This window comes from Streptomyces sp. NPDC050704 (assembly GCF_040654355.1).
Classification (GTDB): Bacteria; Actinomycetota; Actinomycetes; order Streptomycetales; family Streptomycetaceae; genus Streptomyces.
Genome location: NZ_JBFAHW010000034.1, coordinates 1 through 25,953, shown reverse-complemented (window position 1 = coordinate 25,953; position 25,953 = coordinate 1). Strand labels below are relative to the sequence as shown.

Below are 25,953 nucleotides of genomic sequence, written 5' to 3'. Positions count from 1 at the left end.
ACTCCCCATATGTGGACCCGGCCCCAAAGAGGCGCAGAGCGGCACTCAGCGCTTCGAGGTGTCAACCCCCCGCTACGAACGGCATACCGGCCGGTCTGCGTCACCCGTAGGTGTCACCGGGACCCGTGCTGCCGGGTGCGCGCAGGCGGCCGAAGCGGCGGGCGGGACCAGCGGGACCGTGCACCTTGATCAGCTTCACCGTGCCGTGGCCGAGGTCCTCGTTCAACCGCGCGACCAACTGCGGGGCGAGGAGCCTCAACTGCGTCGCCCAGGCCGTCGAGTCGCACTCGACGGTCAGCACGCGCTCGTCCTCGTCGTACTTCTCCGGTACGCAGTGATTGGCCAGATCGTCCCCGACGATCTGCGGCCAGCGGCCCATGACCCCGCCGACGGCGGCCGGGGCCTCCCAGCCACGCTCGGTGATGAGCCGGTTGATGGCGGACCCGAGCGCCATCGGGTCGCGCCCGTCGGCGTGCGCGCCGGAGCGCAGGCCGCCGCGCCGCGCCTGCTTCTTCTGCCGCGCCGCGTCCCCACGCGCGCGTGCCTGCTCTTTGGCGGCCCGCAGAGCGACACGGGCGAGGTCGACGCCGGAGGGCTCAGCACCGGAAGGTTCGACGCCGGAGGGCCCGGGCGCCTTCTTCGGATCAGGTGTGTTCTCGCTCATACGCGCTCCACCAGGCCCTCCGACACGGCGTATCGCGTCCCCGCCAGTACGCCCGGCACATCGTCGTCCACCGCGGCCGTCACCAGCACCTGCTCTCCGGGAGCCACGAGTTCCGCGAGGCGTTCCCTCCTGCGCGTGTCCAGCTCGGCGAACACGTCGTCGAGGACAAGCACCGGCTCGTTGCCCTCGGCCCGCAGCAGGTCGTACGAGGCCAGGCGCAGCGCCAGCGCGTACGACCAGGACTCGCCGTGTGAGGCATATCCCTTCGCGGGCATCTGGCCAAGTTTGAGTAGCAGCTCGTCCCGCTGCGGCCCGACCAGGGTGACGCCCCGCTCGATCTCCTGCTTGCGCGCCTCCGCGAGCGCGGCCATCAACTGTTCATACAGCTCCTCGCGCGCGTGGCCGACGATTTCCGGCGAGGAGGGCTTGTACTCCAGGGCGACGGGGCCACCGCCGGGCGCCAGCTGCTCGTACGCCTTGTCGGCGAGCGGCTGGAGCGCGGCGATCAGGTCGAGCCGTTGGGCGAGCAGCTCGGCGCCCACCCGCGCGAGGTGCTGGTCCCATACGTCGAGCGTGGACAGGTCCATGGTGCGGCCGCCGTGGCGGCGGGCCAGCGCGGCCGACTTCAGGAGCGTGTTGCGCTGTCTCAGGACGCGGTCGTAGTCCGAGCGCACGCCCGCCATGCGCGGGGCGCGCGCGGTGATCAGCTCGTCGAGGAAGCGCCGGCGCTCTCCCGGATCGCCCTTGACCAGCGCGAGGTCCTCGGGGGCGAACAGCACGGTCCGTACGATGCCGAGCACGTCGCGGGGTCTGACCTGCGAGGACCTGTTGATACGGGCACGGTTGGCCCGGCCGGGATTCAGCTCCAGCTCGACTAGCTGCTGGCGCTCGCCCTGCCGGACGTTGGCCCGGATGATCGCGCGGTCGGCGCCCATCCGTACCAGGGGCGCGTCGGACGAGACACGGTGGCTGCCGAGGGTGGCGAGATAACCGACCGCCTCCACAAGGTTCGTCTTGCCCTGCCCGTTCGGGCCCACGAACGCGGTGACGCCCCGGTCGAGCGCGACCTCGACCCGGGCGTACGAGCGGAAGTCGGCCAGCGACAGATGCGTGACGTGCATGGTCGTTCGCCGACCTCCCCCGGGGCTGTGGATCCGCGGAGCGGACCTGTGGATTACTTCTTCTCGCTTCTCAACTGGCTTCTCAACGGGACTACTTCTTCTCGACCGCGTGGCCGCCGAACTGGTTCCGCAGCGCCGCGATCATCTTCATCTGCGGTGAGTCGTCCTGCCTGGACGCGAACCGCGCGAACAGCGACGCGGTGATCGCGGGCAGCGGCACCGCGTGGTCGATCGCGGCTTCCACAGTCCAGCGGCCCTCGCCGGAGTCCTGTGCGTAACCGCGCAGCTTCTCCAGGTGCTCGTCGTCGTCCAGGGCGTTGACGGCCAGGTCGAGCAGCCAGGAGCGGATGACCGTGCCCTCCTGCCAGGAGCGGAAGACCTCGCGCACGTCGGTGACGGAGTCGACCTTCTCCAAGAGCTCCCAGCCCTCGGCGTAGGCCTGCATCATCGCGTACTCGATGCCGTTGTGAACCATCTTGGAGAAGTGGCCGGCGCCCACCTTGCCCGCGTGCACGGCGCCGGCGTCGCCCGCCGGCTTGAGCGCGTCGAAGACCGGCTGGACCTTCGCGATGTTCTCGGCGTCGCCGCCGTACATCAGCGCATAGCCGTTCTCCAGGCCCCAGACGCCTCCTGAGACGCCGCAGTCGACGAAGCCTATGCCCTTGGCCGCCAGCTCCTCCGCGTGCTTCTCGTCGTCCGTCCAGCGCGAGTTGCCGCCGTCCACGACGACGTCACCGGGCTCCAGGAGCTCGCCGAGCTCGTCGATCGTGGACTGGGTGGCCGCCCCGGCCGGGACCATCACCCACACCACACGCGGACCCCTGAGCTTGCCCACAAGCTCCTCGACGCTGTGGACATCGGCGAGGTCCGGGTTGCGGTCGTATCCGATGACGGTGTGGCCTGCGCGGCGAATGCGCTCGCGCATGTTGCCGCCCATCTTGCCGAGGCCGACGAGACCGAGCTCCATCAGGTTGTTCCTTCACTAGCGACGTGGCAGGAGGGCACTTTCGTACCTGCGTCCGAGCCTAAACCCGGACGCTCCCGCACACCTGTGGGCATAGGCGCTCAAACGTACGCCCCCACCTGCGGTCCTCGTCAGCCGCTGAGGCGCACCGGCATGATCAGGTACTTGTAGGCCTCGTCCGCCTCCGCGTCCAGGGCGGGCTTGCCGCTGAGCAGCGCCGGCTTGGTGGACGTCGTGAAGGACAGCTGGGCGACCGGGGAGTCGATGGCGCTCAGGCCGTCGAGCAGGAACGTCGGGTTGAAGGCGATCGAGACGTCGTCGCCCTCCAGCTGCGCGTCGACCCTCTCCACAGCCTGTGCGTCGTCACTGGAGCCGGCCTCCAGGATCAGCACGCCCTGCTCGAAGCTCAGCCGCACCGGGGTGTTCCGCTCGGCGACCAGGGCCACACGCTTGACGGCCTCCACGAAGGGGGCGGTCTCGATGACGGCGATCGAGTTGAACTCCGTCGGGAACAGCGAGCGGTACTTCGGGAGGTCGCCCTCCAGGAGGCGGGTGGTCGTGCGACGTCCCGCGCCCTCGAAGCCGATCAGCCCCTCGCCGGCGCCGGAGCCGGACAGCGCCAGGATCACGCTGTCGCCGCTCGTGAGGGCCTTGGCGGTGTCCAGGAGCGTCTTGGCGGGCACCAGGGCGACCGCGGACGCCTCGGGGTTCTCCGGCTTCCACAGGAACTCACGGACCGCGAAGCGGTAGCGGTCGGTGGAGGCGAGGGTGACGGTGTCGCCCTCGATCTCGATGCGCACGCCGGTGAGGACGGGCAGCGTGTCGTCGCGGCCGGCCGCGATGGCCACCTGTGCGGCGGCGGAGGCGAAGACCTCACCGGGGACGGTGCCGGTCGCCGACGGCATCTGCGGCAGCGCCGGGTACTCCTCCACAGGCAGCGTGTGGAGTGTGAACCGTGAGGAACCGCAGACCACGCTCGCCCGTACACCGTCTGTGGAAATCTCCACCGGCCTGTTGGGGAGGGCTCGGCAGATGTCGGCGAGCAGGCGGCCGGAGACGAGCACCGTGCCTTCCTCGTCGATCTCGGCGTCCACCGAGACCCGTGCCGACACCTCGTAGTCGAAGCTGGAGAGGCTCAGTGCGCCCTCCTCGGCCTTCAGCAGAAGGCCGGCGAGCACAGGAGCCGGCGGACGGGCCGGGAGGCTGCGTGCCGCCCAGGCCACTGCCTCCGCGAGTACATCGCGTTCCACCCGGATCTTCACCGTTGCCGCCTCCGTCTGTTGCCGGCGCTCTCGCCCTGCTTGGCCTTCGTCGTCTGACTCGGTGTCGCTCAGCCCACTGATGGGCAGGACACCGGGGACCAGTCTGACGCACCGCACTGACAGTCGGTGCCCCTCGGGGTCAAGTCGTGCCGAGCGGCACCTGAGGTGCCGAGCGCGAGTTGTGCACAGCCCCCACTTCGAATCGATTCCCAGACTCTCTCTAGTTGGGAGTAGTAGTAGGGGCTGTGGATACCGTGGATAACCGCGTATTCGCAGGTCAGTGCCGGTTTTTTGTCCACCGACCCTGTGGGCGACGACGGTGGACAACCGGGGTGCGCTGTGGACGGGGAAAAGTTCTGCACACTCGATACACAGACTCGGGGCACTTCTCCCCAGCGCCGTCCCCAGCTTTACCCACGTTCCCCACAGCCCAACCAGGCACCTTGGTGTGACGCCTTTCACTCGACACGGTGAGAGGGCGCGTCGCGTTGCCGAACAGTGGACAGCGATGTGGAGAAGCTGAAGATCGCTGGGGACAACCGGCCCCAGCCTGTGGGCCGCCGGTGGACAACTTCCTGCACAGCCTGTGGATCTTTTCGTCGTCCACAGCCTGTGGAGATCTTTTGTCCACGAATCCACAACCAGCTGACCTGGCCTGATGGCTTTTCAGCATCGCACCCTGTGGACACGATCTGGACAACTTCGCGGTCCCCAGGATGTGGACGGAAGAAAGTACCGGAATCTGTGGAGGGCGGCCGTAACCCGGCCCTTAATCGAACAGCGGGTGCTCATCCGATGGCCGCGGGGCGACGCGGAACACGGTCGGGGAGGGCGGAGGACGCCCCTGAGAGACGTACGAGAACAGCCGGCGGAGGCCCGAGAACGGCGAGAAGGCGGCTTTCCGGTACGGATAGGCATGACGGGTCGGACGCCCACCGGGCCCACCACAACGACGAAGAGCGCCCTCGGGAATGTCTCCCGGGGCGCCCTCGGCGACGTACCGCCGTCGCTGTCAGCCGTTCTTGATGCGGTTCGTGAGCTCGGTGACCTGGTTGTAGATGGAGCGCCGCTCGGCCATCAGCGCGCGGATCTTGCGGTCGGCGTGCATGACGGTCGTGTGGTCTCGGCCGCCGAACTGTGCGCCGATCTTCGGCAGGGAGAGGTCCGTGAGCTCGCGGCAGAGGTACATGGCGATCTGGCGCGCGGTCACCAGCACGCGGCTGCGGGAGGAGCCGCACAGGTCGTCCACGGTCAGCCCGAAGTAGTCGGCGGTGGCCGCCATGATGGCCGTCGCGGTGATCTCGGGGGCCGAGTCCTCGCCGCCCGGGATCAGGTCCTTGAGGACGATCTCCGTCAGACCGAGGTCCACCGGCTGCCGGTTGAGCGACGCGAACGCCGTCACCCGGATCAGCGCGCCCTCCAGCTCGCGGATGTTGCGCGAGATCCGGGACGCGATGAACTCCAGGACCTCCGGCGGGGCGTTGAGCTGCTCCTGCACCGCCTTCTTACGGAGGATGGCGATTCGGGTCTCCAGCTCGGGCGGCTGGACGTCGGTGATCAGGCCCCACTCGAAACGGTTCCGCAGCCGGTCCTCCAGGGTCACCAGCTGCTTGGGCGGCCGGTCGCTGCTGAGCACGATCTGCTTGTTCGCGTTGTGGAGTGTGTTGAAGGTGTGGAAGAACTCCTCCTGCGTCGACTCCTTGTCCGCGAGGAACTGGATGTCGTCGACCAGCAGGATGTCCATCTCGCGGTACCGCTTGCGGAAGCTGTCGCCCTTGCCGTCGCGGATGGAGTTGATGAACTCGTTGGTGAACTCCTCGGAGCTCACGTATCGCACGCGCGTGCCCGGGTAGAGGCTGCGTGCGTAGTGCCCGATCGCGTGCAGCAGGTGCGTCTTGCCGAGTCCGGACTCCCCGTAGATGAAGAGCGGGTTGTACGCCTTGGCCGGTGCCTCGGCGACGGCGACCGCGGCGGCGTGCGCGAAGCGGTTGGAGGCGCCGATGACGAAGGTGTCGAAGAGGTACTTCGGGTTGAGGCGTGCGGTGGGCTCGCCGGGGCCCGCCGCGGGGGCCGGCTGTGCGGCCAGGGGGCCCGGGGCGCCGCTGGAGGCGGGCAGCGAGGAGCCGACGGGTCCGCCGCGGTGGACGTGACCGGACGGCGACTGCGGTTCGGGCCGCTCGCGACGGTCCGGACGCTGGTCGTAGTCGGAGCGCTGGTCGTAGTCGGACCGCTGCTGCTCGTAGGGCGAGCGGGCCGGCGGCTGCCGGTAGTCCTGCGAGGGGGACGCGTACGGGTCCCGGTCGGGGAAACCGAGTCGTTGCTGCTGCCAGCCGTAGTCGTCCTGGGAGTGCCGCGGCCAGGCGCCGGGGTCGGGGCGCTGGTAGTCGGGGTACGCGGGGCGGGCGGTCGGCAGCTGGTCCCCGCGGCCGGGGTGCTGTTGGTCGGGACGGTCCTGGTGGTCGTGCTGGCGGTCGTCCGCACGGTGGCGGCCGTATCCCCGGTAGTCGTCGCGGCCCTGTGAAGGGGGTTCGGGTTCGTCGTAGCGTGGCGGGGACTGGGCGGGAGGCTCGCCGACGGAGTCGTCCACGGTGATCGCGATCCGGATCGGGCGGCCGCACTCGCGGCTCAGTGTTTCACTGACGATCGGCGCCAGGCGCCCTTCGAGGACGCCCTTCGCGAACTCGTTCGGGACGGCGAGCAAGGCGGTGTCCGCGACCAGGGCCAGCGGCTGGCAGCGCTTGATCCAGTGCTCGTCCTTCACCTCGACACCCTGCCCGCGGCCCTCACCGAGAAGTTGTTCCAGCACTCGTGGCCACACTGCGGCAAGATCGGCAGGTACGTCAGCCACAGGGCACGCTCTCTCGCGGGTCCCACGAACGTGTGGTTCTTGGGACGGATGGGGTTGGAACTCGGGTGGGGCGGGCGGAACGAATCAGATGGAGCAGGGAGAAGGGAACGAACCGGAGTCCAGCCACGGTAGTCAGGGCGACCCATGCGGTTCAAGTTGTTGTCCCCAGCCTGTGGATAGTGTCTCCCGGGCGGCGCCGGTTTGACCGGATGGCGTAGCCGCGCGTACCGTGACCAGGTCGAGTTGTCGATGGCTGCTGCCGCCTGCCTCCGATGGGCACAGGTCACGTCGAGTGATCGGGAAGCGGTGCACTCGGGCGTTAATACGAGCTACTCGTGGGCGCACGGTGACAGCCATGGCGGCACCCCGCCACTACCGATTCTTTCTGGAGCCCCCGAGTGAGCAAGCGCACCTTCCAGCCGAACAACCGTCGTCGTGCCAAGACCCACGGCTTCCGCCTGCGGATGCGCACCCGTGCCGGTCGCGCGATTCTCGCGAACCGCCGTGGCAAGGGTCGCGCCAGCCTGTCCGCCTGATTACTTAACAGGTCATGACGTGCTGCCTACCGAGCATCGGCTGAGGCGGCGCGAGGACTTCGCGACCGCGGTACGCCGAGGACGCCGGGCCGGACGACCCCTTCTCGTCGTCCATCTACGTAGCGGTGCAACAAACCCGCACGCGCCTGGGGAGAGCGCTCCCCCGACGCGTGCGGGTTTCGTTGTCAGCAAAGCCGTGGGCGGTGCTGTCGTGCGCAACAAGGTGAAGCGCAGGCTTCGCCATCTGATGCGCGACCGAGTGGCCCTGCTGCCCCCCGGTAGCCTGGTAGTCGTACGAGCGCTGCCCGGTGCGGGCGACGCCGACCATGCACAGCTGGCCCGAGACCTGGATGCCGCCCTGGAGCGGCTGCTGGGAGGGGGCGCGCGATGAAGTACCCACTGCTGGCTTTCATCAAGCTGTACCAGTGGACCATCAGTCCGTTGCTCGGACCGGTGTGCAAGTACTACCCGTCGTGTTCCCACTACGGGTATCAGGCCATCGACCGCCATGGTGCGATCAAGGGCACGGGACTTACCGCCTGGCGCATCCTGCGGTGCAATCCGTGGTCGCTGGGCGGTGTGGACCATGTCCCGCCGCGTAAGCGTCCGCGATGGCACGAAATGCTGCGCAACACCTGGCGCGCACGCAAGGGCGGGAACTCCGCCGCCGAACCGGCCACCGAGGGGCACGGTATGTCCAACCATCCCTCGAGCCCGGCCGCCGAGACCTCGTCCCATGCTCAAGGAGCCTGATTAGTGGACACGATTGCCAGTATTTTCAGCTTCATCACGACACCCGTTTCCTGGGTCATCGTCCAGTTCCACTCGGTGTACGGCGCGATCTTCGGTGCTGACACGGGCTGGGCCTGGGGCCTGTCCATCGTGTCCCTGGTGATCCTGATCCGTATCTGCCTGATCCCGCTCTTTGTGAAGCAGATCAAGGCGACTCGGGCCATGCAGACGCTGCAGCCCGAGATGAAGAAGATCCAGGAGCGCTACAAGAACGACAAGCAGCGCCAGTCCGAAGAGATGATGAAGATGTACAAGGAGGCGGGTACCAACCCGCTCTCCTCGTGCCTTCCCATCCTGGCGCAGTCCCCGTTCTTCTTCGCCCTGTACCACGTGCTCAACAGCATCGCGTCGAACGACACCATCGGCGTGATCAACAACCGGCTGCTGGAGAGCGCGCAGAAGGCGCACATCTTCGGTGCTCCGCTGGCCGCGAAGTTCACGGACAACTCGAACAAGGTCGAGGCGCTCGGCGCATCGCTGACCGACGTCCGGGTCATCACCGCGATCATGATCGTCCTGATGTCGGCGTCGCAGTTCTACACGCAGCGCCAGCTGATGACGAAGAACGTCGACACGACGGTGAAGACGCCGTTCATGCAGCAGCAGAAGATGCTGATGTACGTCTTCCCGATCATGTTCGCCGTCTTCGGCATCAACTTCCCCGTGGGTGTCCTCGTCTATTGGCTGACCACCAACGTGTGGACCATGGGCCAGCAGATGTACGTGATCCACAACAACCCGACGCCGGGCAGCAAGGCGCAGGCCTCGTATCTGGAGCGTCTGCAGAAGCACGTTCTCAAGCACGGCAAGACCCGCAGCCGTGGTGAGAAGGCCATCGTCAAGGCGATCGTCGCAAAGGGCCGCGACCGCAACGAGTTCGAGCGCAAGTTCATCAACGGTCTGAACAAGGCGGGCCTCGCGGCTCAGTCGGACGGCAACGTGGTGAAGAGCGAGGTCTCGAACGTCGTCGAGGCCGAGGACGGCACGCCGGCGACGGGTGGCGCTCCCAAGCGCCAGCAGCCCAAGCGGCAGAGCAAGTCCCGGCGTCAGTCGGGCAGCGCCCAGGGCGCTGCCAAGGCGGCGGGCGAGTCCGAGCCGAAGACCTCCCTCACCAAGTCCGACGAAACGCAGGACGCCAAGCCCGGGCCCAAGCCGGCGGGCGGCAAGCCCGCGTCCGGTGGCACCCGTAGCAAGGCCCAGTCAGGACAGCGCAAGGGTCCTCAGCGGCCCAAGTCGCCGTCCAAGAAGTAAGAAGGAGTCCATCCCGTGACGGAAGGCACCACCTCCGCCGCCACCGAGGGTGGCGACACCCTGACCCGCCTGGAGCAGGAGGGCGAGATCGCGGCGGACTACCTCGAGGGTCTGCTGGACATCGCCGACCTCGATGGTGACATCGACATGGATGTCGAGGCCGATCGCGCGGCTGTCTCGATCATCAGCGACAGCAGCGGCCGTGATCTGCAGAAGTTGGTCGGCCGCGACGGCGAGGTGCTGGAGGCCCTCCAGGAGCTCACACGGCTGGCCGTGCACCGGGAGACCGGGGACCGCAGTCGGCTGATGCTCGACATCGCGGGCTACCGGGCCAAGAAGCGGGAGGAACTCTCCGAACTGGGTGCGAAGGCCGCGGCCGAGGTCAGGAGCTCCGGCGAGCCGGTGAAGATGAAGGCGATGACCCCGTTCGAGCGCAAGGTGGTGCACGACGCGGTCAAGGCCGCGGGCCTGCGCAGCGAGTCCGAGGGCGAGGAGCCCGAGCGCTTCGTAGTCGTGCTCCCCGCCTGATCAAGTACGTCGTTCCACCGGCCCCGTCTGTGTTCGCAGACGGGGCCGAATTTTGTCGGCCTGATAGTCGTCGATACTTCCTGATAGTCCTGGTAGTCAGCGCGCAGTGCGCTTATGCGGTACGGAAGGACGGTTCCCCGTGACGGAGGCAGTGGAGCTTCCCCCTGCGCCCGAGCAGGCCCGGGCGGTATTCGGCGATCGCTTCGCGGACGCGGTTCGCTACGCGGAGCTGCTGGCGGACGCGGGAGTGCAGCGCGGTCTGATCGGCCCTCGTGAGGTGCCTCGTCTGTGGGAACGGCACCTGCTGAACTGCGCGGTGCTCTCGGAGGTCGTTCCCCAGGGTGTGACCGTGTGCGACGTCGGTTCGGGGGCCGGCCTGCCCGGTATCCCGCTGGCCCTCGTTCGACCTGATCTGAAGATCACGCTGCTGGAGCCGCTGCTGCGGCGTACGAACTTCCTCACCGAGGTCGTGGAGCTGCTGGGCCTCGACCACGTCACTGTCGTGCGGGGGCGTGCCGAGGAGGTGCTCGGCACACTGCATCCGGTCCACGTGGTGACGGCGCGTGCTGTGGCACCGCTGGACCGTCTCGCGGCCTGGGGAGTTCCGCTGCTGCGTCCGTACGGGGAGATGCTCCTGCTCAAGGGCGATACAGCGGAGGAAGAGGTCAAGGGCGCCGGGGCCGCTCTGAGCAAGCTCGGCGCCGTGGATACTTCCGTGCTCCACGTCGGTGAGGGCGTGGTGGATCCGCTTGCCACCGTGGTGCGGGTCGAGGTCGGAGAGAGTCCCGGCGGGGTGCGTTTTGCCGCCAAGCGGGCGAAGGCGGCGCGCACGGGGCGGGCTCGGCGGCGTCGTTGACGCTCGCTTGGGAATGACGGCGCCTTCGGGATGCTTGTTGTCAGGCCGGACGTTCGTTCATTGATCCGTCCTGACGACGAGACGTACTCCACACAAGCTGTCAAACGTACGCATGCCGGAGTGTCGCGCGGTTGTGGGCATGGTGGCTGTGCATCGTGTTTCACGTGAAACGTCGCTCACTGCTGCACGGCATCATCAGTCGCGGGCGCGCCGCGGCCGAACCCCGCGACCGCAACCCCCTGGGATCCTTCCGATCCTTCGGAAAAAGACCCTCTCCTGACGACGTCACGTCCCCCGGAGAGGGCACGGAGTTGTCCACAGAGGTGGATTTCTCCACAGAAGCACGGGCCTCGCTGGTTCACGACCCCGAAGACATGGGAGGCTCTGTTCATTGCGAGCCTGAAGTCGAGGAGAGTGAATCCTTGCGGTCCGACGCCAACATCGCGGGACCGATGACCGATCCGGTCCCCGGTCCCCGTACCGAGTCGATGGGGGACGATGTTTCACGTGAAACACCGCCCCCGATGGACGACACTCCCATCGGTCGTGCTGCCCAACTTGCGGTGGAGGCCCTGGGCCGCGCAGGCGAGGGCCTGCCACGGCCCGAGCAGACACGCGTCATGGTGGTCGCCAATCAGAAGGGCGGGGTGGGCAAGACCACGACCACGGTCAACCTTGCCGCCTCACTCGCTCTGCATGGCGGTCGAGTCCTGGTGGTCGACCTCGATCCTCAGGGCAATGCCTCCACGGCGCTGGGTATCGACCATCACGCTGAAGTTCCTTCCATTTACGACGTGCTGATCGACAGCAGGCCGCTCTCCGAAGTCGTCCAGCCGGTCCCTGATGTCGAGGGTCTCTTCTGTGCGCCCGCCACGATCGATCTCGCCGGTGCGGAGATCGAGCTGGTGTCCCTGGTGGCGCGGGAAAGCCGACTGGAGCGAGCGATCCAGGCGTACGAGCAGCCGCTGGACTACATCCTCATCGACTGCCCGCCCTCCCTGGGGCTGCTGACGGTCAACGCGCTCGTCGCCGGTGCGGAAGTCCTCATCCCGATTCAGTGCGAGTATTACGCGCTGGAAGGCTTGGGTCAGCTGCTGCGTAACGTCGACCTGGTCCGGGGGCACCTCAACCCGGACCTGCATGTGTCGACGATCCTGCTCACCATGTACGACGGCCGGACGCGCCTCGCGTCCCAGGTCGCCGACGAGGTGCGCAATCACTTCGGTGACGAGGTACTGCGGACGAGCATTCCACGCTCGGTCCGTATCTCCGAGGCCCCGAGCTACGGGCAGACAGTGCTGACTTACGACCCAGGGTCGAGCGGTGCCCTCTCCTATCTCGAGGCGGCACGGGAAATCGCGTTGCGCGGTGTCGGTATGACGTACGACGCGCAGCATGCCCATATGGGCGCACACAACGAACAGAGCATGGTGGAGGGCATCCAGTGAGTGAGCGACGGAGGGGGTTGGGCCGTGGTCTCGGCGCACTGATCCCTGCTGCACCGACAGGGGAGAAGTCGTCACCGGCGATGGGCGGAGCGTCCACTTCACCGGCGGCCGTGCCCCTGCTTACCGCAGAGCGTGGGGTGGCGGCGGCCAAGGTGGCCACGCTTCCGCCAGCCCATGTTTCACATGAAACCGAGGACCTGTCGGCGAACGGCTTCACGGAGGTGCCGGCGGAACCCGTCGGCGTGCACTTCGCCGAGCTGCCCGTCGACTCGATCGCTCCGAATCCGCGTCAGCCCCGCGAAGTGTTCGACGAGGACGCTCTCGCGGAACTCGTCACCTCCATCAAGGAGGTCGGGCTTCTCCAGCCGGTCGTCGTGCGACAGCTGGGCCCGGCACGCTACGAGCTCATCATGGGCGAGCGGCGCTTGCGGGCCTGCCGTGAGGCGGGGCTCGATGCCATTCCGGCGATCGTGCGGGCCACGGAGGACGACAAGCTTCTCCTCGACGCGCTCCTGGAGAACCTTCACCGAGCTCAGCTGAATCCGCTGGAAGAGGCGGCCGCTTACGACCAGCTGCTCCAGGACTTCAACTGCACGCACGATCAGCTGGCGGACCGGATCGGCCGGTCGCGTCCTCAGGTCTCCAACACCCTGCGTCTGCTGAAGCTCTCGCCGTCGGTTCAGCGTCGCGTTGCCGCTGGGGTTCTCTCGGCCGGACACGCACGTGCCCTGCTCTCTGTCGCGGACTCGGAGGAGCAGGACCGGCTGGCTCACCGGATCGTGGCCGAAGGGCTGTCGGTGCGGGCCGTCGAAGAGATCGTCACCCTCATGGGGTCGCGGCCGCAGTCGTCCCCGCGTTCCAAGGGGCCGCGGGCCGGCACTCGGCTTTCTCCGGCGCTCAGCGATCTTGCGACCCGTCTCTCGGACCGCTTCGAGACCCGGGTGAAGGTCGACCTCGGCCAGAAGAAGGGCAAGATCACTGTCGAGTTCGCCTCGATGGACGACCTTGAGCGGATTCTCGGATCGCTGGCTCCGGGTGAGGGGCCGGTTCTGCAGAAGAGCCTCCTGGACGACGACTCCGAGGAGACGGAAGCCTGAGTCTCCGTCGGCTGGACGATGACGATCGGCCAACCAGGAGAGCGGGCCAGCGTCCGGTGCACACCGGACACTGGCCCGCTCTTTGCTTTCTGGCGGTATCGACGGAATCACATCGTGGATACGATGCGTTTGGGTATGGCGCATCCACCTGGCAGCACCTTCTGTGGGGAGGCGGGGGCCATGCGATCGGTGAGCCGCACCGGACTGGTGAGTGCGGGCCTGGGGCTCGGCGCGGTCGGCGGGTTCGTCGGTAGCCTGCTCAGGGAACGGAGCGCTCTGACAGCCGCCCGCGACGCTGCGGGCGAAGGAAGCGAGGAACTGCCTTCATGGGGCGCCGGCTCGTACCGCTCACGCTGGACAACCTTCAGGACCTTCCCAAGCGCTGTCGCGCGTGTGTCTTCTGGGAGTTGGACCCAGTCAGCGGGCAGGCCGCGGTAAAGGCAGGCACACCCGAGCTGGAGAAAGAGGCGTGGATCTCCGCTGTCCTGTTGGAGTGGGGATCCTGCGGCCGGGTGGTCTACGTGGACGACGTGCCGGTCGGCTTCGTGTTGTACGCGCCTCCCGCGTACGTACCGCGCTCCACGGCCTTCCCGACAAGCCCGGTCTCCCCTGACGCGGTCCAGCTGATGACCGCCTTCATCATGCCGGGCTATCAGGGGCAGGGGCTCGGACGTGTGATCGTCCAGACGGTCGCCAAGGATCTGCTGCGACGGAACTTCAAGGCGATCGAGGCTTTCGGAGATGCCCGCTGGAAGGAACCAGCCTGCGTCCTGCCCGCCGACCATCTCCTGGCCGTGGGGTTCAAGACGGTCCGGCCCCACCCGACGTACCCGCGGTTGCGGCTGGAGCTGCGCACGACGCTCTCCTGGAAGGAAGACGTGGAGCTGGCGCTCGACCGGCTCCTTGGAGCCGTACAGAAGGAACCAGCACTGCGTCCGCTGTAGGTGTTTCCTCAAACCTCTTCCGGACGCGTTCGCGCATGTGCCGGACATGCAGATGGGCCAGCCCGTCCGGGCTGGCCCATCGGTGTTTCACGTGAAACACCGCCGCACGCGTACAGCGTCCTGCCGGACTACTCGGTGATGAAGTCCTCGAGGTCCCGCACGATCGCGGCCTTCGGCTTCGCACCGACGATGGTCTTGGCGACCTCGCCACCCTGGTAGACGTTCAGGGTCGGGATGGACATGACGCCGTACTTGGCGGCCGTACCCGGGTTCTCGTCGATGTTGAGCTTGACGACCTCGATCTTGTCACCGTACTCGGCGGCGATCGCCTCAAGAGACGGCGCGATCTGGCGGCACGGACCGCACCAGGCGGCCCAGAAGTCCACCAGTACGGGCTTGTCGCTCTTGAGTACGTCCTGCTCGAAAGAGTCGTCGGTCACGTGCTTCAGGGTGCCGGCCACGGCGGGCTCCTTAACTGGTTGGTGCGTGGGGCGGATGGGAGGTCAGACGGTGGTCTTCTCGGGCTCCGCGGCCGCCTCGGCGTCCGTGAGAGCGGCGAGGAAGCGCTCGGCGTCGAGGGCGGCGGAGCAGCCGGTGCCTGCCGCGGTGATGGCCTGGCGGTAGGTGTGGTCGACAACATCGCCGGCGCCGAAGACACCCGTCAGGTTCGTATGGGTCGAAGGTGCCTCGACCTTGAGGTAGCCCTCGTCGTCGAGCTTGAGCTGGCCCTTGAAGAGCTCGGTGCGAGGGTCGTGGCCGATCGCGATGAAGAGGCCGGTGACCGGCAGGTCCGACATCTCGCCGGTCTTCAGGTTGCGCAGCTTCAGGCCGGAGAGCTTCTGGTCGCCCTGGATCTCGGCGACCTCGCTGTCCCAGACGAACTTGATCTTCGGGTCGGCGAAGGCGCGCTCCTGCATCGCCTTGGAGGCGCGCAGGGTGTCGCGGCGGTGGACGATGGTCACGGACTTGGCGAACCGGGAGAGGAAGGTGGCCTCCTCCATCGCCGTGTCGCCACCGCCGATCACGGCGATGTCCTGGTCCTTGAAGAAGAAGCCGTCACAGGTCGCGCACCAGGAGACGCCGCGTCCGGAAAGAGCGTCCTCCTTGGGCAGCCCCAGCTTGCGGTGCTGGGAGCCTGTGGCGACGATGACGGCCCTCGCCCGGTGCACCGTGCCCGCCGTGTCCGTGACGGTCTTGATCTCGCCGCTGAGGTCCACCGCGACGATGTCGTCCGGAACGAGCTCGGCACCGAAGCGCTCGGACTGAGCCCGCATGTTGTCCATGAGCTCAGGGCCCATGATGCCGTCCTGGAACCCGGGGAAGTTCTCCACCTCGGTGGTCGTCATCAGCGCACCGCCTGCGGTGACGGCGCCCTCGAACACCAGCGGCTTAAGCGACGCGCGCGCAGTGTAGAGCGCCGCCGTGTAGCCGGCGGGCCCGGAGCCGATGATGATCACGTTACGGACGTCGCTCACGGCTTGATTCCTCGTCTCTGGAGACTGCTTCGTACAACCGGTGGGAGCCTCTCTCAGAACTCTCACCCCACCCAACGGATCCTAAGGGGCGCGCATTCCCACTGTGTCCGAGCACACGAAGATGCGTCATCGCACGGGGCTGCCAGGGATGACGCAGGATGGGCACGGGGTGATGCGCGGCAGAGCCGAACTCACTCAGTCTTGCGGATAGGAGCGCTGCAACAGGAGCTTGCCTGCGGGAGGCGACTCCTTGCCCACGCAGGCGGAGTCGACCACGTACGCCGTGACCCGTGTGGAGTCCGAGGCGTCGGGCAGCACCACGAGATAGGCGTCCCGACCTTTGTAGGGACCTTCCTTGGCGGCGAGAGCAGCCTCGTCGCGGCCGATGCCCTGTTTGATGCAGTCGGGTACCGAGGGAGCGTCCAGGATGTTGGGCTCGTCAGTGGATGCGGTGCCCCAACTGCGGGGGCTGCCGTCCTTCTTATCGCCTTGGCCGCTCTTGGCGAGGAGATCCGACACCTGGGTTTCCAGCTTTCCCCCGGCGAAGGTGTCCCCGGAGTCGCTCTGCTTCGGGGCTGACGTCGCGGAATCGTTGCCCGGGGTGTCGTTGCCCATTGTCTGGAAGAGCAGCCCGCCGAGTCCGAGCGCCGCGGCCGTGAACATAGCGCCCAGGACGACGGTGCCTCGACGTCCACGGCGCGGGCGGGTCGCGCGACCCGGGCCGGTGGCGGCGCGAGGACGTCCCGAGGGGCGGTCGGCCATGGTCGATGTTTCACGTGAAACATGCCCGCCGTCGTCTACGTCCGACATGCGCAGGGCAGTGCTGATGGAGCCCGGGACGTCCTTCCCGCCGGCATCGGGCGCTGTGGCGTTCAGCAGGGCCTCGGCGGCGAGGGCGGCATCGATGCGACCCGCGACATCGGCGGGCATACGGGGCGGGCCCGGCAGCGTGCCGAGCATGCCGCGGATCTCTTCCAGCGAGTTGTACACGTCGGCGCAGAGCGGGCAGTCGTCCAGGTGACGACGCACATCCGCCGTACGGGGGGGAGGGAGCAGACCTTCGGTCAGGTCGGAGATCTCCGTGACTTCCGGGTGCCCGGCCGTGTCGGTCGTGGATGTCACGCTCGCCCACCTCCGCCCTTCACAGCAGCTGAATCGCTCGGTCCGTCGTGTACTCCCGCTGCGGGTGGGACGGATGTCCCCTCCGTGCGGTTCCTTCCCTCACCCGACCTCTTGCTCTCTCTTTCGCTCCCGCTGTCCGTACGCAGGTGTTTGAGCAGCGGGAGAAGTCTGGCTCTGCCGCGCGCGCAGCGGCTCTTGACCGTGCCGGTCGGCACGTCGAGCACCCGGGCGGCCTCCGCCACCGGGTAGCCCTGCATGTCCACCAGGACGAGGGCGGCCCGCTGGTCGGGCGGCAGGGTGCCCAGTGCCTCCAGCAGCTCACGGTGCAGATCATTGCGCTCGGCCGGAGCGGAAGCCGACTCATGTGGCTCCAGGAGTTGCTCAAGTCGTTCCGTGTCGTCCACGGGGGAGGTCTTCCTGGAGGCGGCCTTACGAGCGCGGTCCAGGCACGCGTTCACCGTGATCCGGTGCAGCCACGTCGTGACGGCCGACTGGCCGCGGAAGGTGTGGGCGGCCCGGTAGGCGGACACAAGAGCGTCCTGGACGGCGTCAGCGGCCTCCTCGCGGTCGCCCAGGGTCCGCAGGGCCACGGCCCAGAGCCGATCACGATGACGCCGGACAAGCTCGCCGAAGGCGTCGGGGTCACCCTCGACATGACGGGCAAGGAGATCCTGATCGCTTACTTCGCTGTATCCGGCGTCGTCCGCCATCGGATCCCCTCCCTTCCGTGAGTGTTCAGCCGGTGAACTTCAGGTCCGTGATGGCCTGCTTGTAGCCGACGTCGCTGAAGTTGACGGAATCTTCTCCGGAATAGGGCAGCGCCGTCAGCCAAACGAGCACGTAGCGACTCTTCACCGGCTTGTCGACCGTCACCTTCGCGGAGGTGCTGCTCGTCGTGACCGTACCGAGCTCCTTCATCGAGCCCAGAGGCGTGGACGACCCCAGTGAGTCGGTAGCGAACAACTTGACCGTCGTGTGGTCGCCGCCGTACCGAAGCGAGAGCGTCGCGGCCGACACCTCCTTGGCGGAGCCGAAGTCGTAGACGATGCCGACGCCGGGCTTGATCAATATTTTTGGACCTTCTTTGTAGCTGTTGGTCCGCCATCCCGTGGTCGAGCTGTCGTCGTATGTCTTGTCCACGTCGCCGGGATGCTGGGCGTCGCCCTCGGCCACGTACTCCTGGGCACCCTGGATGTCGAGCGGCTTGACCGGCTTGGGCTTGTTGTTGCCCTTGTCCTTGTCGTCTGTGGTCTGGGTGTTGTTGCCTGTGTCGTCGGAGTTCCCGCGATCCATGAGCGCGTCCGCCAACTGCCAGCTCCCGAGGCCCAGCGCGGCGATCAGGAGCGCTGACACGGTCCACTTGAGGGCCTTGCCGGTACGGCTCTGCAGCGGAGGCGGTGGGGACGGTACCGGCTGGGCGGCGCCTTGATGGGGCGCCGAACGGCCGTAGCTGCCCTGCTGGTACGTGGTGCGCTGGTAATCCGGCGGCGCCGTGAACGCGGGCTCCGGCGGACGGATGCGGGGCATCTCGCCGACCGCCTTGACCAGCTCCTCCGGCGTGGTGCACGGAGGCTCCTGGCGGGACGCGGTCGCGCCGTCGTTGACGAGCGCGCGCATCGTCAGCTCCGACAGACCTCGGTGCACGCCTGCCCGCACCTGGTCGGGGGCGATGAGACCGACGCCCTTGGGCAGGCCGGCGAGGCCGTACGCGTCGTCCTCGTACGGCCAGCGCTGGGTGAGAGCGGCGTACAGCAACGCGCCGATCGCTTCCGTGTCGGTGCGCTGCGGGGTGTCCGAGCTGATGCCGCGCAGAGCGGCGTTCACGGCGAGGCCGCGGATGCGCCACTGACCGGACGAAGTGCGCAGCACGGCACCCGGGGTCAGCTTCAGATGGGCCAGCCCCTCGCGGTGTGCGGCGGCCATCGCCTGGGAGATCTGGCTGACCATCTGGTACGCCTCGTGTACCTCCAGCGGGCTGGAGGCCAGGAGTGCCGTCAGCTCTGTGGCGTCAGGCAGCCACTCGTGCACCACATAGACGAGGTCGTTCTCCTCGACCGCGTCCAGGACCTGGACGAAGCGGGGATCGCCCAGCAGCGCGGAGGACCGGGCCGCGGCCAGGACGGAGCGCGCTCGCGGGTGGTCGGCGGGCAGTAGATGCACACCGACCGCGCGGCGGAGCTTCTCGTCCACCGCACGCCAACTGCTGAAACCGTCCAGACGGGTGACGCACTCTTCCAGCCGGTAGCGTCTGGCGAGCTTGTGACCGCTGTGCAACTCGGGCGGTGAGGTCCTGCCGGGGCTCTCGTCCCCTCCGCTCCCCTGCTCCTCTTTGCTCTCCGAGCTTTCCGTGTCCCGCTCCCGGTTCTGGGCCACCCCGTCGGCCGTGGACTGGTCCGCCTGCGCGGTCAGCGGCTCGTCACCGCTGTTGTCTGCCACGTCGACGGCAGCCGTGATCCGTTCCGCCACCGTCGTTCCTGCCTCCCCATCCGTTGCGCGCTCTCCGACGCCAAAGCCAATTGTGCCCACAGTCCGCCCCTATGCACGACACGCGGTCGCGGACGATGGTTGTGCGCCTACCCCCGCCTCAGCGCCCAAGGCGCCCGCGGACCATGCCGACCATTCCGTTCAGCTCCTCGATACGCATCCGCCGCGCGGCGACGAAGAAGACACCGAGCAGTACGACACCACCACCGAGCAGGGCGGCGAACGAGCCGCCGACCCCCTGTCCCAGCGTGTGGCCGATTCCGTAGACGGCCGCACCGCTGAGCAGCGCGGCCGGCACCGACGCGATACCGAGCCGGGCGTACGTACGCAGGACGCGGGCGCCGTCCAGATCGCCGCCCAGCCGCTTGCGCAGCCTGCTCCACGCGACTCCCACGCCGATCGCGTAGGCGAGACCGTAGGAGGCGGCCATGCCCGCGACGGCCCAGCGCGGGGGAAGGAGGAAGAAGCAGAGCGCGGATGCGCTGGCGTTGACGACGGCCACGATGACCGTGTTGTAGAAGGGGGTGCGGGTGTCCTCGTACGCGTAGAAGGCTCGCAGCACGACGTACTGAACGGAGTACGGGATCAGACCGAGGCCGAAGGCCATCAGCATGTAACCCATGTTCGTGGCCGCGCTGGTGCCGGAGGAGCCGAAGATCAGCGTGCACATGGGGATGCCGAGCGAGACGAGGCCGAAGGAGATGGGCACGATCGCGACGGCGGTCGTCCGCAGTCCCTGGGAGATGTCGTCCCGGACCGCGCCACTGTCTCCCTCGTGGGCCGAGCGCGAGAGCCGTGGCAGCAGGGCGGCCATCAGCGAGACGGTGATGATGGCCTGTGGGAGGCCCCAGATCAGCTGGGCGTTGGCGTAGGCGCTGATGCCGGTGCCGGGGATATCCGTGTCGGCGACCGACGAAGTGGCCAGCTGGGTGACGACGACAGCGCCCGCCTGGTTGGCGAGGACGAACAGGATCGTCCACTTGGCGAGCATCGCGGCCTTGCCAAGACCGTGGCCCTTCCAGTCGAAGCGGAGCCGCGGCCGGAAGCCGGTCTCGCGAAGGTAAGGGATCATCGCGAGGGCCTGCACGACAAGGCCGAGCAGCACGCCGATGCCGAGCAGGCGCTGACCCTCCGGCGGGATGTTCGTGACGACCATCCCGGAGTTGGCCGCGGTGCCGTACACCCAGATGAACAGACCGAGCGTCACGATGATGACGATGTTGTTGAGGACCGGAGTCCACATCATCGCGCCGAACTTTCCGCGGGCGTTCAGGATCTGGCCCATCACCACGTGAATGCCCATGAAGAAGATCGTCGGCAGGAAGTAGCGGGCGAAGGTGATGGCGACCTCGTTGGCCGCCTCATCACCGGCGACCGGCGCGGACAGCACGCGGACCAGGAGAGGCGCGGCGAGGACCGCAAGCACGGTGAGCGCGCCGAGAGCCACCACTACGAGGGTCAGAAGGCGGTTGGCGTATGCCTCACCGCCGTCCTCGTCGTCCTTCATGGCGCGCACGAGCTGCGGTACGAAGACTGAGTTGAGGCCGCCGCCGACGGTCAGGATGTAGATCATCGTCGGCAGTTGGTAGGCGACCTGGAAGGTGTCACCGAGCATACCGACGCCCAGCGCAGCAACGATCAACGCCGAGCGGATGAAGCCCGTGAGCCGGGACACCATCGTGCCGGCCGCCATCACCGCGCTCGACTTCAGCAGGCCCGAGGCCCGCCCGCCCTTCTTCGCCGCGTGTCCCGCGGGCGTGGCGGGTGCGGGGGATGCGGAAACCGGCTCCGGGGTCGGAGGGTGTGCCGGCGGACCCTGGCCCGCGGGCTTTGCGTGTGCTGGACCCGGCACGGACGGGTGTTCCATCGGCGGATGCCCGCCGCCCTGCTGCTGATCCCGGAAGAGATGCGCGAACGCGTCCGGCTCGTGCCGCTGCTCGCCGGCCTGGGTCACCAGGTCGTCCACGCCCACGAACTGGGTCGTACGGGCGTCGTCCCCGTACGGGAGGTACTGCGTGGGGCCCTCGGGTTCGGGCGCCGGGGTCTGCGCCCACACGCGTGGGTCGGGGGCGTACGGGGACTGAGGCGGCTGGGCGTAGAGCGGCGGCTGGGGCTGGTACGTGCCGGGTGGTGGCGGAGGGTGCGCCGCACGGTCGTAGAGCGCCTCGGCGACGGGGTCCTGGGCGGAGAGGTCCTGCGCGCGGTAGGGATCCTGGGCGTAGGCGTCCTGGAAGTACCCGTCGGCTGCGGGCTGCGGAGGAACCTCGCCCGGTTCCGGCGGGCCCTGCGGCGGGTCGTCGGGGTAGCCGGAGCCGCCCGCGCCCTGACCGCGGTCACCGTCGTACGGCGCGTTCATGGTTACCCCACCTCATCGTCCCCGGGCCCACGGGCCACGACATCGCTCAACGGTCCACTCTCTCACCCGTGCCGGACGGGTCGGTGACTTCCGGTGCGGTGTCCGGTGAAGGGTCACTCGGGTGCTCCGGGTCGTCTGCCCTCGACTCGGCGCCGGACGGCTCATCGGGAGCGTCCTCGGCCTCGTCGTCCGCGTGGACGTTCTCCGATTCCTGCTCGGCGTGGCGGGAGGCCGCCCGCTTGCGCTGCGTGTACATCCGGAATCCGGCGAGCACGAGCAGCAGGACACCACCGGCGATGACCAGCATGACCGTCGGGGTGATCTCGGTGACCCGCACGTCGAAGGTGATGGCGGGGCCGTACGCCTCACCGTCCTCCGTGAAGAGCTGGGCGACCACCGCCGACCGTCCGTTGGCGTGGGCGTTGGTGGTGAACTTCACCGACTGGCTGTGCCCGCCCGAGACCGCGACCGGCTGCTCGTCGAAGGCCTCCTCGCCGATGCTGAGGCGGCTCGGCTGCGTCGAGGTCAGGCGCAGTACCAGGTGATCGACGCCCTGCACGAGGTTGTTCTGCACGGTGACGGGGATCGTGGCGCTGCGGCCCGAGAGCTTCGCCTCGGACTTCTCGATCAGCCCGACACCCTCGGTGAGCCCGATGAGGTACTGCTCCACACCGTCGCGGTACACCGTCGCCTCGGTGGTGAGGCCGCGCCAGGACGTGGACATCGCCCGGTCCATGGCCCGCCCGAAGGGGGTGGCCACCCGGGACTTGTCCGCGAGGATCACCTGGAAGCTGTCGAGCTCCCCCTGTGTCCTCTCGATCTGCACGAAGGCCGGCTGCGGCAGTTCCTGCTTGCGCAGCGAGGGGGGGTACGAGGACGCCGACGGGACCCGTGTGGTGGCGCCAGGGTCCGGCTTGGCCTTGGCGGCGGCGGCCAGGCCCGCCGACTGCGACCAGTTCCCGCTCTGAAGCGCTGTGAGTGCCTGTGCCATCGTCTGGGCCTGGCTGCCCGTCGGCATACGCTGCGGGGCGACCACGACGCTGCGCTGCCTGTCCGGGGCCTGGAGCGTGAGCATCAGGCTCTGTGCGAGGAACCGCTGCACGGCGAGGGTGGAGTTGCCGGCCACCGTCATGTCGCCCTGGAAAACCGTCGAGAGGCGGGCGTCCGCGACCACCGCGGTGGTGCCGCCGCCGATGGGGCGGGCCGCGGACGGCGTGTACGGGAGAGTGCCGGTCTCCTTCAGGCTGTCGCTGCGGGAGATCACCGTGTCGGCGCCGGCGGACGTGGCGACCTTGACGATCGACGGGTCGATCGCGCCGTTCGCGGGCCAGGCGTAGTCCGTGCTGGGCGTGACGTGGAGGATCGACTGGACCGTGGTCGCGGCCACGGTGGTGGCGTCCTTGAGGTGACTCAGCGACCCGGTGACGGGCTTGCCCTTGTGGGCCAGCGACGCCAGGTCCGGGTCGGCGAAGGGGAGGGCGACGACTTCCTTGTCGGCGACCGTCTTCTCCAGCTCGGCCAGCCACTGCTTGGCCACCGCCTGGTGCGTGCCGGCCGTGGTGGTCGTACTGGAGCCGTTCACCTGGACCCGGTAGCCGCGCGTCATCGCGTCGACGGAAGCGAGCAGGTCCGGGTCGATGACCCAGGTGACATCGAGGTTCTTGCCGAGCGAGAGGAGCTGCTGCAGGCGACCGCCGGGGGAGAGCTCGGCGGCCAGGCCGTCGTCCTTGAAGACGGGGGTCTGCTGTTCGTTCGAGCCCGTCTCGGCCGTCATGTGGGACGTGGAGATGAGCGGCCACAAGAACGTCGTCCTGGACTTCGTATCCGGGGCGTCGGGCTGCCACGGCAGGAAGGTCCGCTCGATGCCGAGGATTCGCTCGTACGGTGTGGCGGCGGTCTGGCCGGCGAGTGTGACACCGAGCTGGTAGACGCCGTCGGAGCTCAAGGCTAGCTTGTCGACAGGGACGGAGATGCTGAAGGTCTGTGCGACGCCCGGCGTGAGCTTGGAGAACTTCTCCTCGTATTTGTCACCGGCTTGCGTGCCCGCGTACTCGTTGTTGTCGTCGGCGTTGTCGATCGCCGAGCGGCCGTTCATGGTCGGGCCCACCCGCAGGCCGACAGACGCGTCAGTGACCGTCTGCTTGCCTTTGTTGACGACCCTGCCGGAGACGGTGAGCGTGTCCCCGTCGGAGGGAACACGAGGACTGAGCGAGTCAAGGGAGACGTCTACCGTGCTGGGCCCGGTGGCCTCGGCGACGGTCGTGGGGACCGCCGCGTTCACGGACGGCGACGTGGGCAGCTGGAGGGCGCCGGCCAGCAGAGGCGCCCCGGCGAGCAGTGCTCCGGTGCGCCGCAGCCAGCGGCGGGCAGGTGAGGGACTCGTCCCCTGGAAGTCTGCCGCCTCGGCCACGCGCTCGCCCGTCCCTCGTCGTCGTCAGTGGTCGTCGGAATGTGCGTCCACGCATGGTAACGATGCGCGCTGAGGGTAAGTGCCGCGGTCTCCTCCACAAGATCGGCGGGAGGGCGTGCTGTCCCACTATGTGTACGTATCGAAGGCGGCATCCCCACACGGATCGGCGGGGGTATCTGTGGACGTTTAATGGAGGCGCTCGCGGGCGTCTGGGCCACGTAACCTTTTCTGTTGTGTCGAACGCCAACGAAGACAGTCCCAGTGCACTGAGTCAGGTGCAGAGCCGCGCGGTGAGCGAACTGCTGCGGGTGTCCCCCGTCGCCGATGATCTCGCCCGCCGTTTTCAGGAGGCCGGGTTCTCTCTCGCCCTGGTCGGCGGCTCCGTCCGGGACGCGCTTCTCGGTCGGCTCGGCAACGACCTGGACTTCACGACCGACGCCCGCCCCGAGGACGTACTGAAGATCGTGCGGCCCTGGGCGGACGCCGTGTGGGAGGTCGGTATCGCCTTCGGCACGGTCGGGGCGCAGAAGGACGCCCGCGTCGGGGACGTCGATCAGCGTTTCGACATCGAGGTGACGACGTACCGTTCAGAGGCGTACGACCGGACCTCGCGCAAGCCTGAGGTGTCGTACGGCGACTCGATCGAGGAAGACCTGGTTCGTCGCGACTTCACGGTGAACGCGATGGCCGTGGCGCTCCCCGAGAAGGAGTTCATCGACCCGCATGGTGGGCTCGACGATCTCGCCGCACAATTCCTGCGTACGCCGGGCACTCCCGAGGAGTCCTTCTCCGACGACCCGCTGCGGATGATGCGGGCCGCCCGGTTCGCCGCGCAGCTCGACTTCGAGGTGGCGCCGGACGTCGTCGCGGCGATGACGGCCATGGCCGAACGGATCGAGATCGTCTCCGCCGAGCGGGTGCGCGACGAGCTGAACAAGCTGATCCTCTCCGCGAACCCCCGCAAGGGGCTGACGCTGCTCGTCGACACGGGGCTCGCCGACCGTGTGCTGCCCGAGCTGCCCGCGCTGCGTCTGGAGCGGGACGAGCATCACCGGCACAAGGACGTCTACGACCACAGCCTGATCGTCCTGGAGCAGGCCATGGAGCTGGAGGAGAACGGCCCCGACCTAACCCTCCGCCTCGCCGCGCTGCTGCACGACATCGGCAAGCCGCGGACGCGGCGCTTCGAGAGTGACGGACGGGTCTCCTTCCACCACCACGAGGTGGTGGGCGCGAAGATGACCAAGAAGCGGATGGCCGCGCTCAAGTACTCCAACGAGCTCGTGAAGGACGTCTCGCGGCTGGTCGAGCTGCACCTGCGCTTCCACGGCTACGGCACCGGGGAGTGGACGGACTCCGCGGTCCGCCGCTATGTGCGCGACTCGGGCCCGCTCCTCGATCGCCTCCACAAGCTGACCCGCTCCGACTGCACGACCCGTAACAAGCGCAGGGCCGCCGCGCTCTCGCGTGCGTACGACGGTCTGGAGGAGCGGATCGCCCAGCTCCAGGAGCAGGAGGAGCTGGACGCCATCCGGCCCGACCTCGACGGCAACCAGATCCAGGAGGTCCTGGGCGTCGGTCCAGGCCCGGCCATCGGACAGGCCTATAAGTTCCTGCTTGAGCTGCGCTTGGAGAACGGCCCGATGGAGTACGACGCGGCGGTGGCGGCGCTCAAGGAGTGGTGGGCCGAGCAGAACTGAAGACGCGTGGGGGGGAGGTTGACCGGCAAAAATAACCCACGCCTCCGCGAGCGGAAAACGCCGGGGGCGTAGGATTTGGTGTAAAAAACTCCCCG

23 protein-coding genes are annotated in these 25,953 nt (G+C 68.0%); 11 read left to right on the top strand and 12 right to left on the bottom strand.

The genetic code is table 11. The annotated features are described in order from the left end of the window. Positions 1–100 precede the first annotated feature (100 nt). The 5 genes from AB0I18_RS21090 to dnaA form a co-directional block, all read right to left on the bottom strand. Positions 101–664 (bottom strand): DciA family protein, encoded by a 564-nt coding sequence (locus AB0I18_RS21090; RefSeq protein ID WP_363107063.1) that lies wholly within the window; start codon positions 662–664, stop codon positions 101–103. Further along, positions 661–1,785: a DNA replication/repair protein RecF gene (gene recF / locus AB0I18_RS21085; RefSeq protein WP_363107062.1), complete on the bottom strand. Its 1,125-nt coding sequence runs from the start codon at positions 1,783–1,785 to the stop codon at positions 661–663. The genes AB0I18_RS21090 and recF overlap by 4 nt, the downstream gene beginning before the upstream one ends. A gap of 91 nt (positions 1,786–1,876) precedes the next feature. Then, a complete protein-coding gene (gene gnd, locus AB0I18_RS21080; protein WP_363107061.1) occupies positions 1,877–2,752 on the bottom strand; it encodes a phosphogluconate dehydrogenase (NAD(+)-dependent, decarboxylating) in 876 nt (291 codons plus the stop codon). Between the two features lie 128 nt (positions 2,753–2,880). Beyond that, positions 2,881–4,011, bottom strand: a complete 1,131-nt coding sequence (gene dnaN, locus AB0I18_RS21075; protein ID WP_363107060.1) for a DNA polymerase III subunit beta — start codon at positions 4,009–4,011, stop codon at positions 2,881–2,883. A gap of 1,012 nt (positions 4,012–5,023) precedes the next feature. Then, positions 5,024–6,859 (bottom strand): chromosomal replication initiator protein DnaA, encoded by a 1,836-nt coding sequence (dnaA, locus tag AB0I18_RS21070; RefSeq protein ID WP_363107059.1) that lies wholly within the window; start codon positions 6,857–6,859, stop codon positions 5,024–5,026. A 398-nt stretch (positions 6,860–7,257) separates the two neighbouring features. On the opposite strand from dnaA, the gene rpmH reads away from it, so the two are divergent. The 10 genes from rpmH to AB0I18_RS21020 all read left to right on the top strand — a co-directional run bounded on the left by rpmH (position 7,258) and on the right by AB0I18_RS21020 (position 14,311). Then, the gene (rpmH, locus tag AB0I18_RS21065; protein WP_006381191.1) at positions 7,258–7,395 is read left to right on the top strand and encodes a 50S ribosomal protein L34; all 138 of its coding nucleotides are present in this window, start codon (positions 7,258–7,260) and stop codon (positions 7,393–7,395) included. Positions 7,396–7,414: 19 nt separating this feature from the next. Next, positions 7,415–7,786: a ribonuclease P protein component gene (gene rnpA, locus AB0I18_RS21060; protein ID WP_363107058.1), complete on the top strand. Its 372-nt coding sequence runs from the start codon at positions 7,415–7,417 to the stop codon at positions 7,784–7,786. Then, positions 7,783–8,148: a membrane protein insertion efficiency factor YidD gene (gene yidD / locus AB0I18_RS21055; RefSeq protein ID WP_363107057.1), complete on the top strand. Its 366-nt coding sequence runs from the start codon at positions 7,783–7,785 to the stop codon at positions 8,146–8,148. Before rnpA ends, yidD begins: the two co-directional genes overlap by 4 nt. 3 nt (positions 8,149–8,151) lie before the next feature. Further along, a complete protein-coding gene (gene yidC, locus AB0I18_RS21050) occupies positions 8,152–9,438 on the top strand; it encodes a membrane protein insertase YidC (protein WP_363107056.1) in 1,287 nt (428 codons plus the stop codon). A 15-nt stretch (positions 9,439–9,453) separates the two neighbouring features. Continuing rightward, the gene (locus tag AB0I18_RS21045) at positions 9,454–9,966 is read left to right on the top strand and encodes a R3H domain-containing nucleic acid-binding protein (RefSeq protein ID WP_363107055.1); all 513 of its coding nucleotides are present in this window, start codon (positions 9,454–9,456) and stop codon (positions 9,964–9,966) included. Between the two features lie 139 nt (positions 9,967–10,105). Next, positions 10,106–10,822 carry a 16S rRNA (guanine(527)-N(7))-methyltransferase RsmG gene (gene rsmG, locus AB0I18_RS21040; protein ID WP_363107054.1) on the top strand — a complete coding sequence of 239 codons (717 nt, stop codon included), beginning with the start codon at positions 10,106–10,108 and terminating at the stop codon, positions 10,820–10,822. Between the two features lie 30 nt (positions 10,823–10,852). Continuing rightward, positions 10,853–10,990: a 2Fe-2S iron-sulfur cluster-binding protein gene (locus AB0I18_RS21035; RefSeq protein ID WP_363107053.1), complete on the top strand. Its 138-nt coding sequence runs from the start codon at positions 10,853–10,855 to the stop codon at positions 10,988–10,990. 206 nt (positions 10,991–11,196) lie between these two features. Continuing rightward, complete coding sequence (locus tag AB0I18_RS21030) at positions 11,197–12,270, top strand: ParA family protein (RefSeq protein ID WP_363107119.1); 1,074 nt, start codon at positions 11,197–11,199, stop codon at positions 12,268–12,270. After that, on the top strand, positions 12,267–13,367 hold the full coding sequence (locus AB0I18_RS21025; protein WP_363107052.1) for a ParB/RepB/Spo0J family partition protein: 1,101 nt from the start codon (positions 12,267–12,269) through the stop codon (positions 13,365–13,367). Before AB0I18_RS21030 ends, AB0I18_RS21025 begins: the two co-directional genes overlap by 4 nt. Positions 13,368–13,693: 326 nt before the next feature. Continuing rightward, positions 13,694–14,311: a GNAT family N-acetyltransferase gene (locus AB0I18_RS21020; RefSeq protein WP_363107051.1), complete on the top strand. Its 618-nt coding sequence runs from the start codon at positions 13,694–13,696 to the stop codon at positions 14,309–14,311. Between the two features lie 128 nt (positions 14,312–14,439). On the opposite strand, the gene trxA is transcribed toward AB0I18_RS21020, so the two are convergent. The 7 genes from trxA to AB0I18_RS20985 all read right to left on the bottom strand — a co-directional run bounded on the left by trxA (position 14,440) and on the right by AB0I18_RS20985 (position 24,158). Next, positions 14,440–14,772, bottom strand: a complete 333-nt coding sequence (trxA, locus tag AB0I18_RS21015) for a thioredoxin (RefSeq protein WP_033321301.1) — start codon at positions 14,770–14,772, stop codon at positions 14,440–14,442. A gap of 42 nt (positions 14,773–14,814) precedes the next feature. After that, positions 14,815–15,786 (bottom strand): thioredoxin-disulfide reductase, encoded by a 972-nt coding sequence (gene trxB, locus AB0I18_RS21010; RefSeq protein WP_363107050.1) that lies wholly within the window; start codon positions 15,784–15,786, stop codon positions 14,815–14,817. A gap of 195 nt (positions 15,787–15,981) precedes the next feature. Continuing rightward, positions 15,982–16,908 carry a hypothetical protein gene (locus AB0I18_RS21005; protein WP_363107049.1) on the bottom strand — a complete coding sequence of 309 codons (927 nt, stop codon included), beginning with the start codon at positions 16,906–16,908 and terminating at the stop codon, positions 15,982–15,984. Continuing rightward, positions 16,905–17,618, bottom strand: a complete 714-nt coding sequence (gene sigM / locus AB0I18_RS21000) for an RNA polymerase sigma factor SigM (RefSeq protein ID WP_363107048.1) — start codon at positions 17,616–17,618, stop codon at positions 16,905–16,907. Before sigM ends, AB0I18_RS21005 begins: the two co-directional genes overlap by 4 nt. A gap of 25 nt (positions 17,619–17,643) precedes the next feature. Next, entirely contained in the window at positions 17,644–19,374 is a 1,731-nt protein-coding gene (locus AB0I18_RS20995; protein ID WP_363107047.1) for a protein kinase family protein, read from the bottom strand. 118 nt (positions 19,375–19,492) lie between these two features. Next, complete coding sequence (gene murJ / locus AB0I18_RS20990; protein WP_363107046.1) at positions 19,493–21,748, bottom strand: murein biosynthesis integral membrane protein MurJ; 2,256 nt, start codon at positions 21,746–21,748, stop codon at positions 19,493–19,495. Positions 21,749–21,794: 46 nt separating this feature from the next. Continuing rightward, positions 21,795–24,158, bottom strand: a complete 2,364-nt coding sequence (locus AB0I18_RS20985) for a DUF6049 family protein (protein ID WP_363107045.1) — start codon at positions 24,156–24,158, stop codon at positions 21,795–21,797. Positions 24,159–24,391: 233 nt separating this feature from the next. On the opposite strand from AB0I18_RS20985, the gene AB0I18_RS20980 reads away from it, so the two are divergent. Continuing rightward, positions 24,392–25,858, top strand: a complete 1,467-nt coding sequence (locus AB0I18_RS20980) for a CCA tRNA nucleotidyltransferase (RefSeq protein WP_363107044.1) — start codon at positions 24,392–24,394, stop codon at positions 25,856–25,858. The last annotated feature ends 95 nt before the right edge of the window (positions 25,859–25,953 follow it).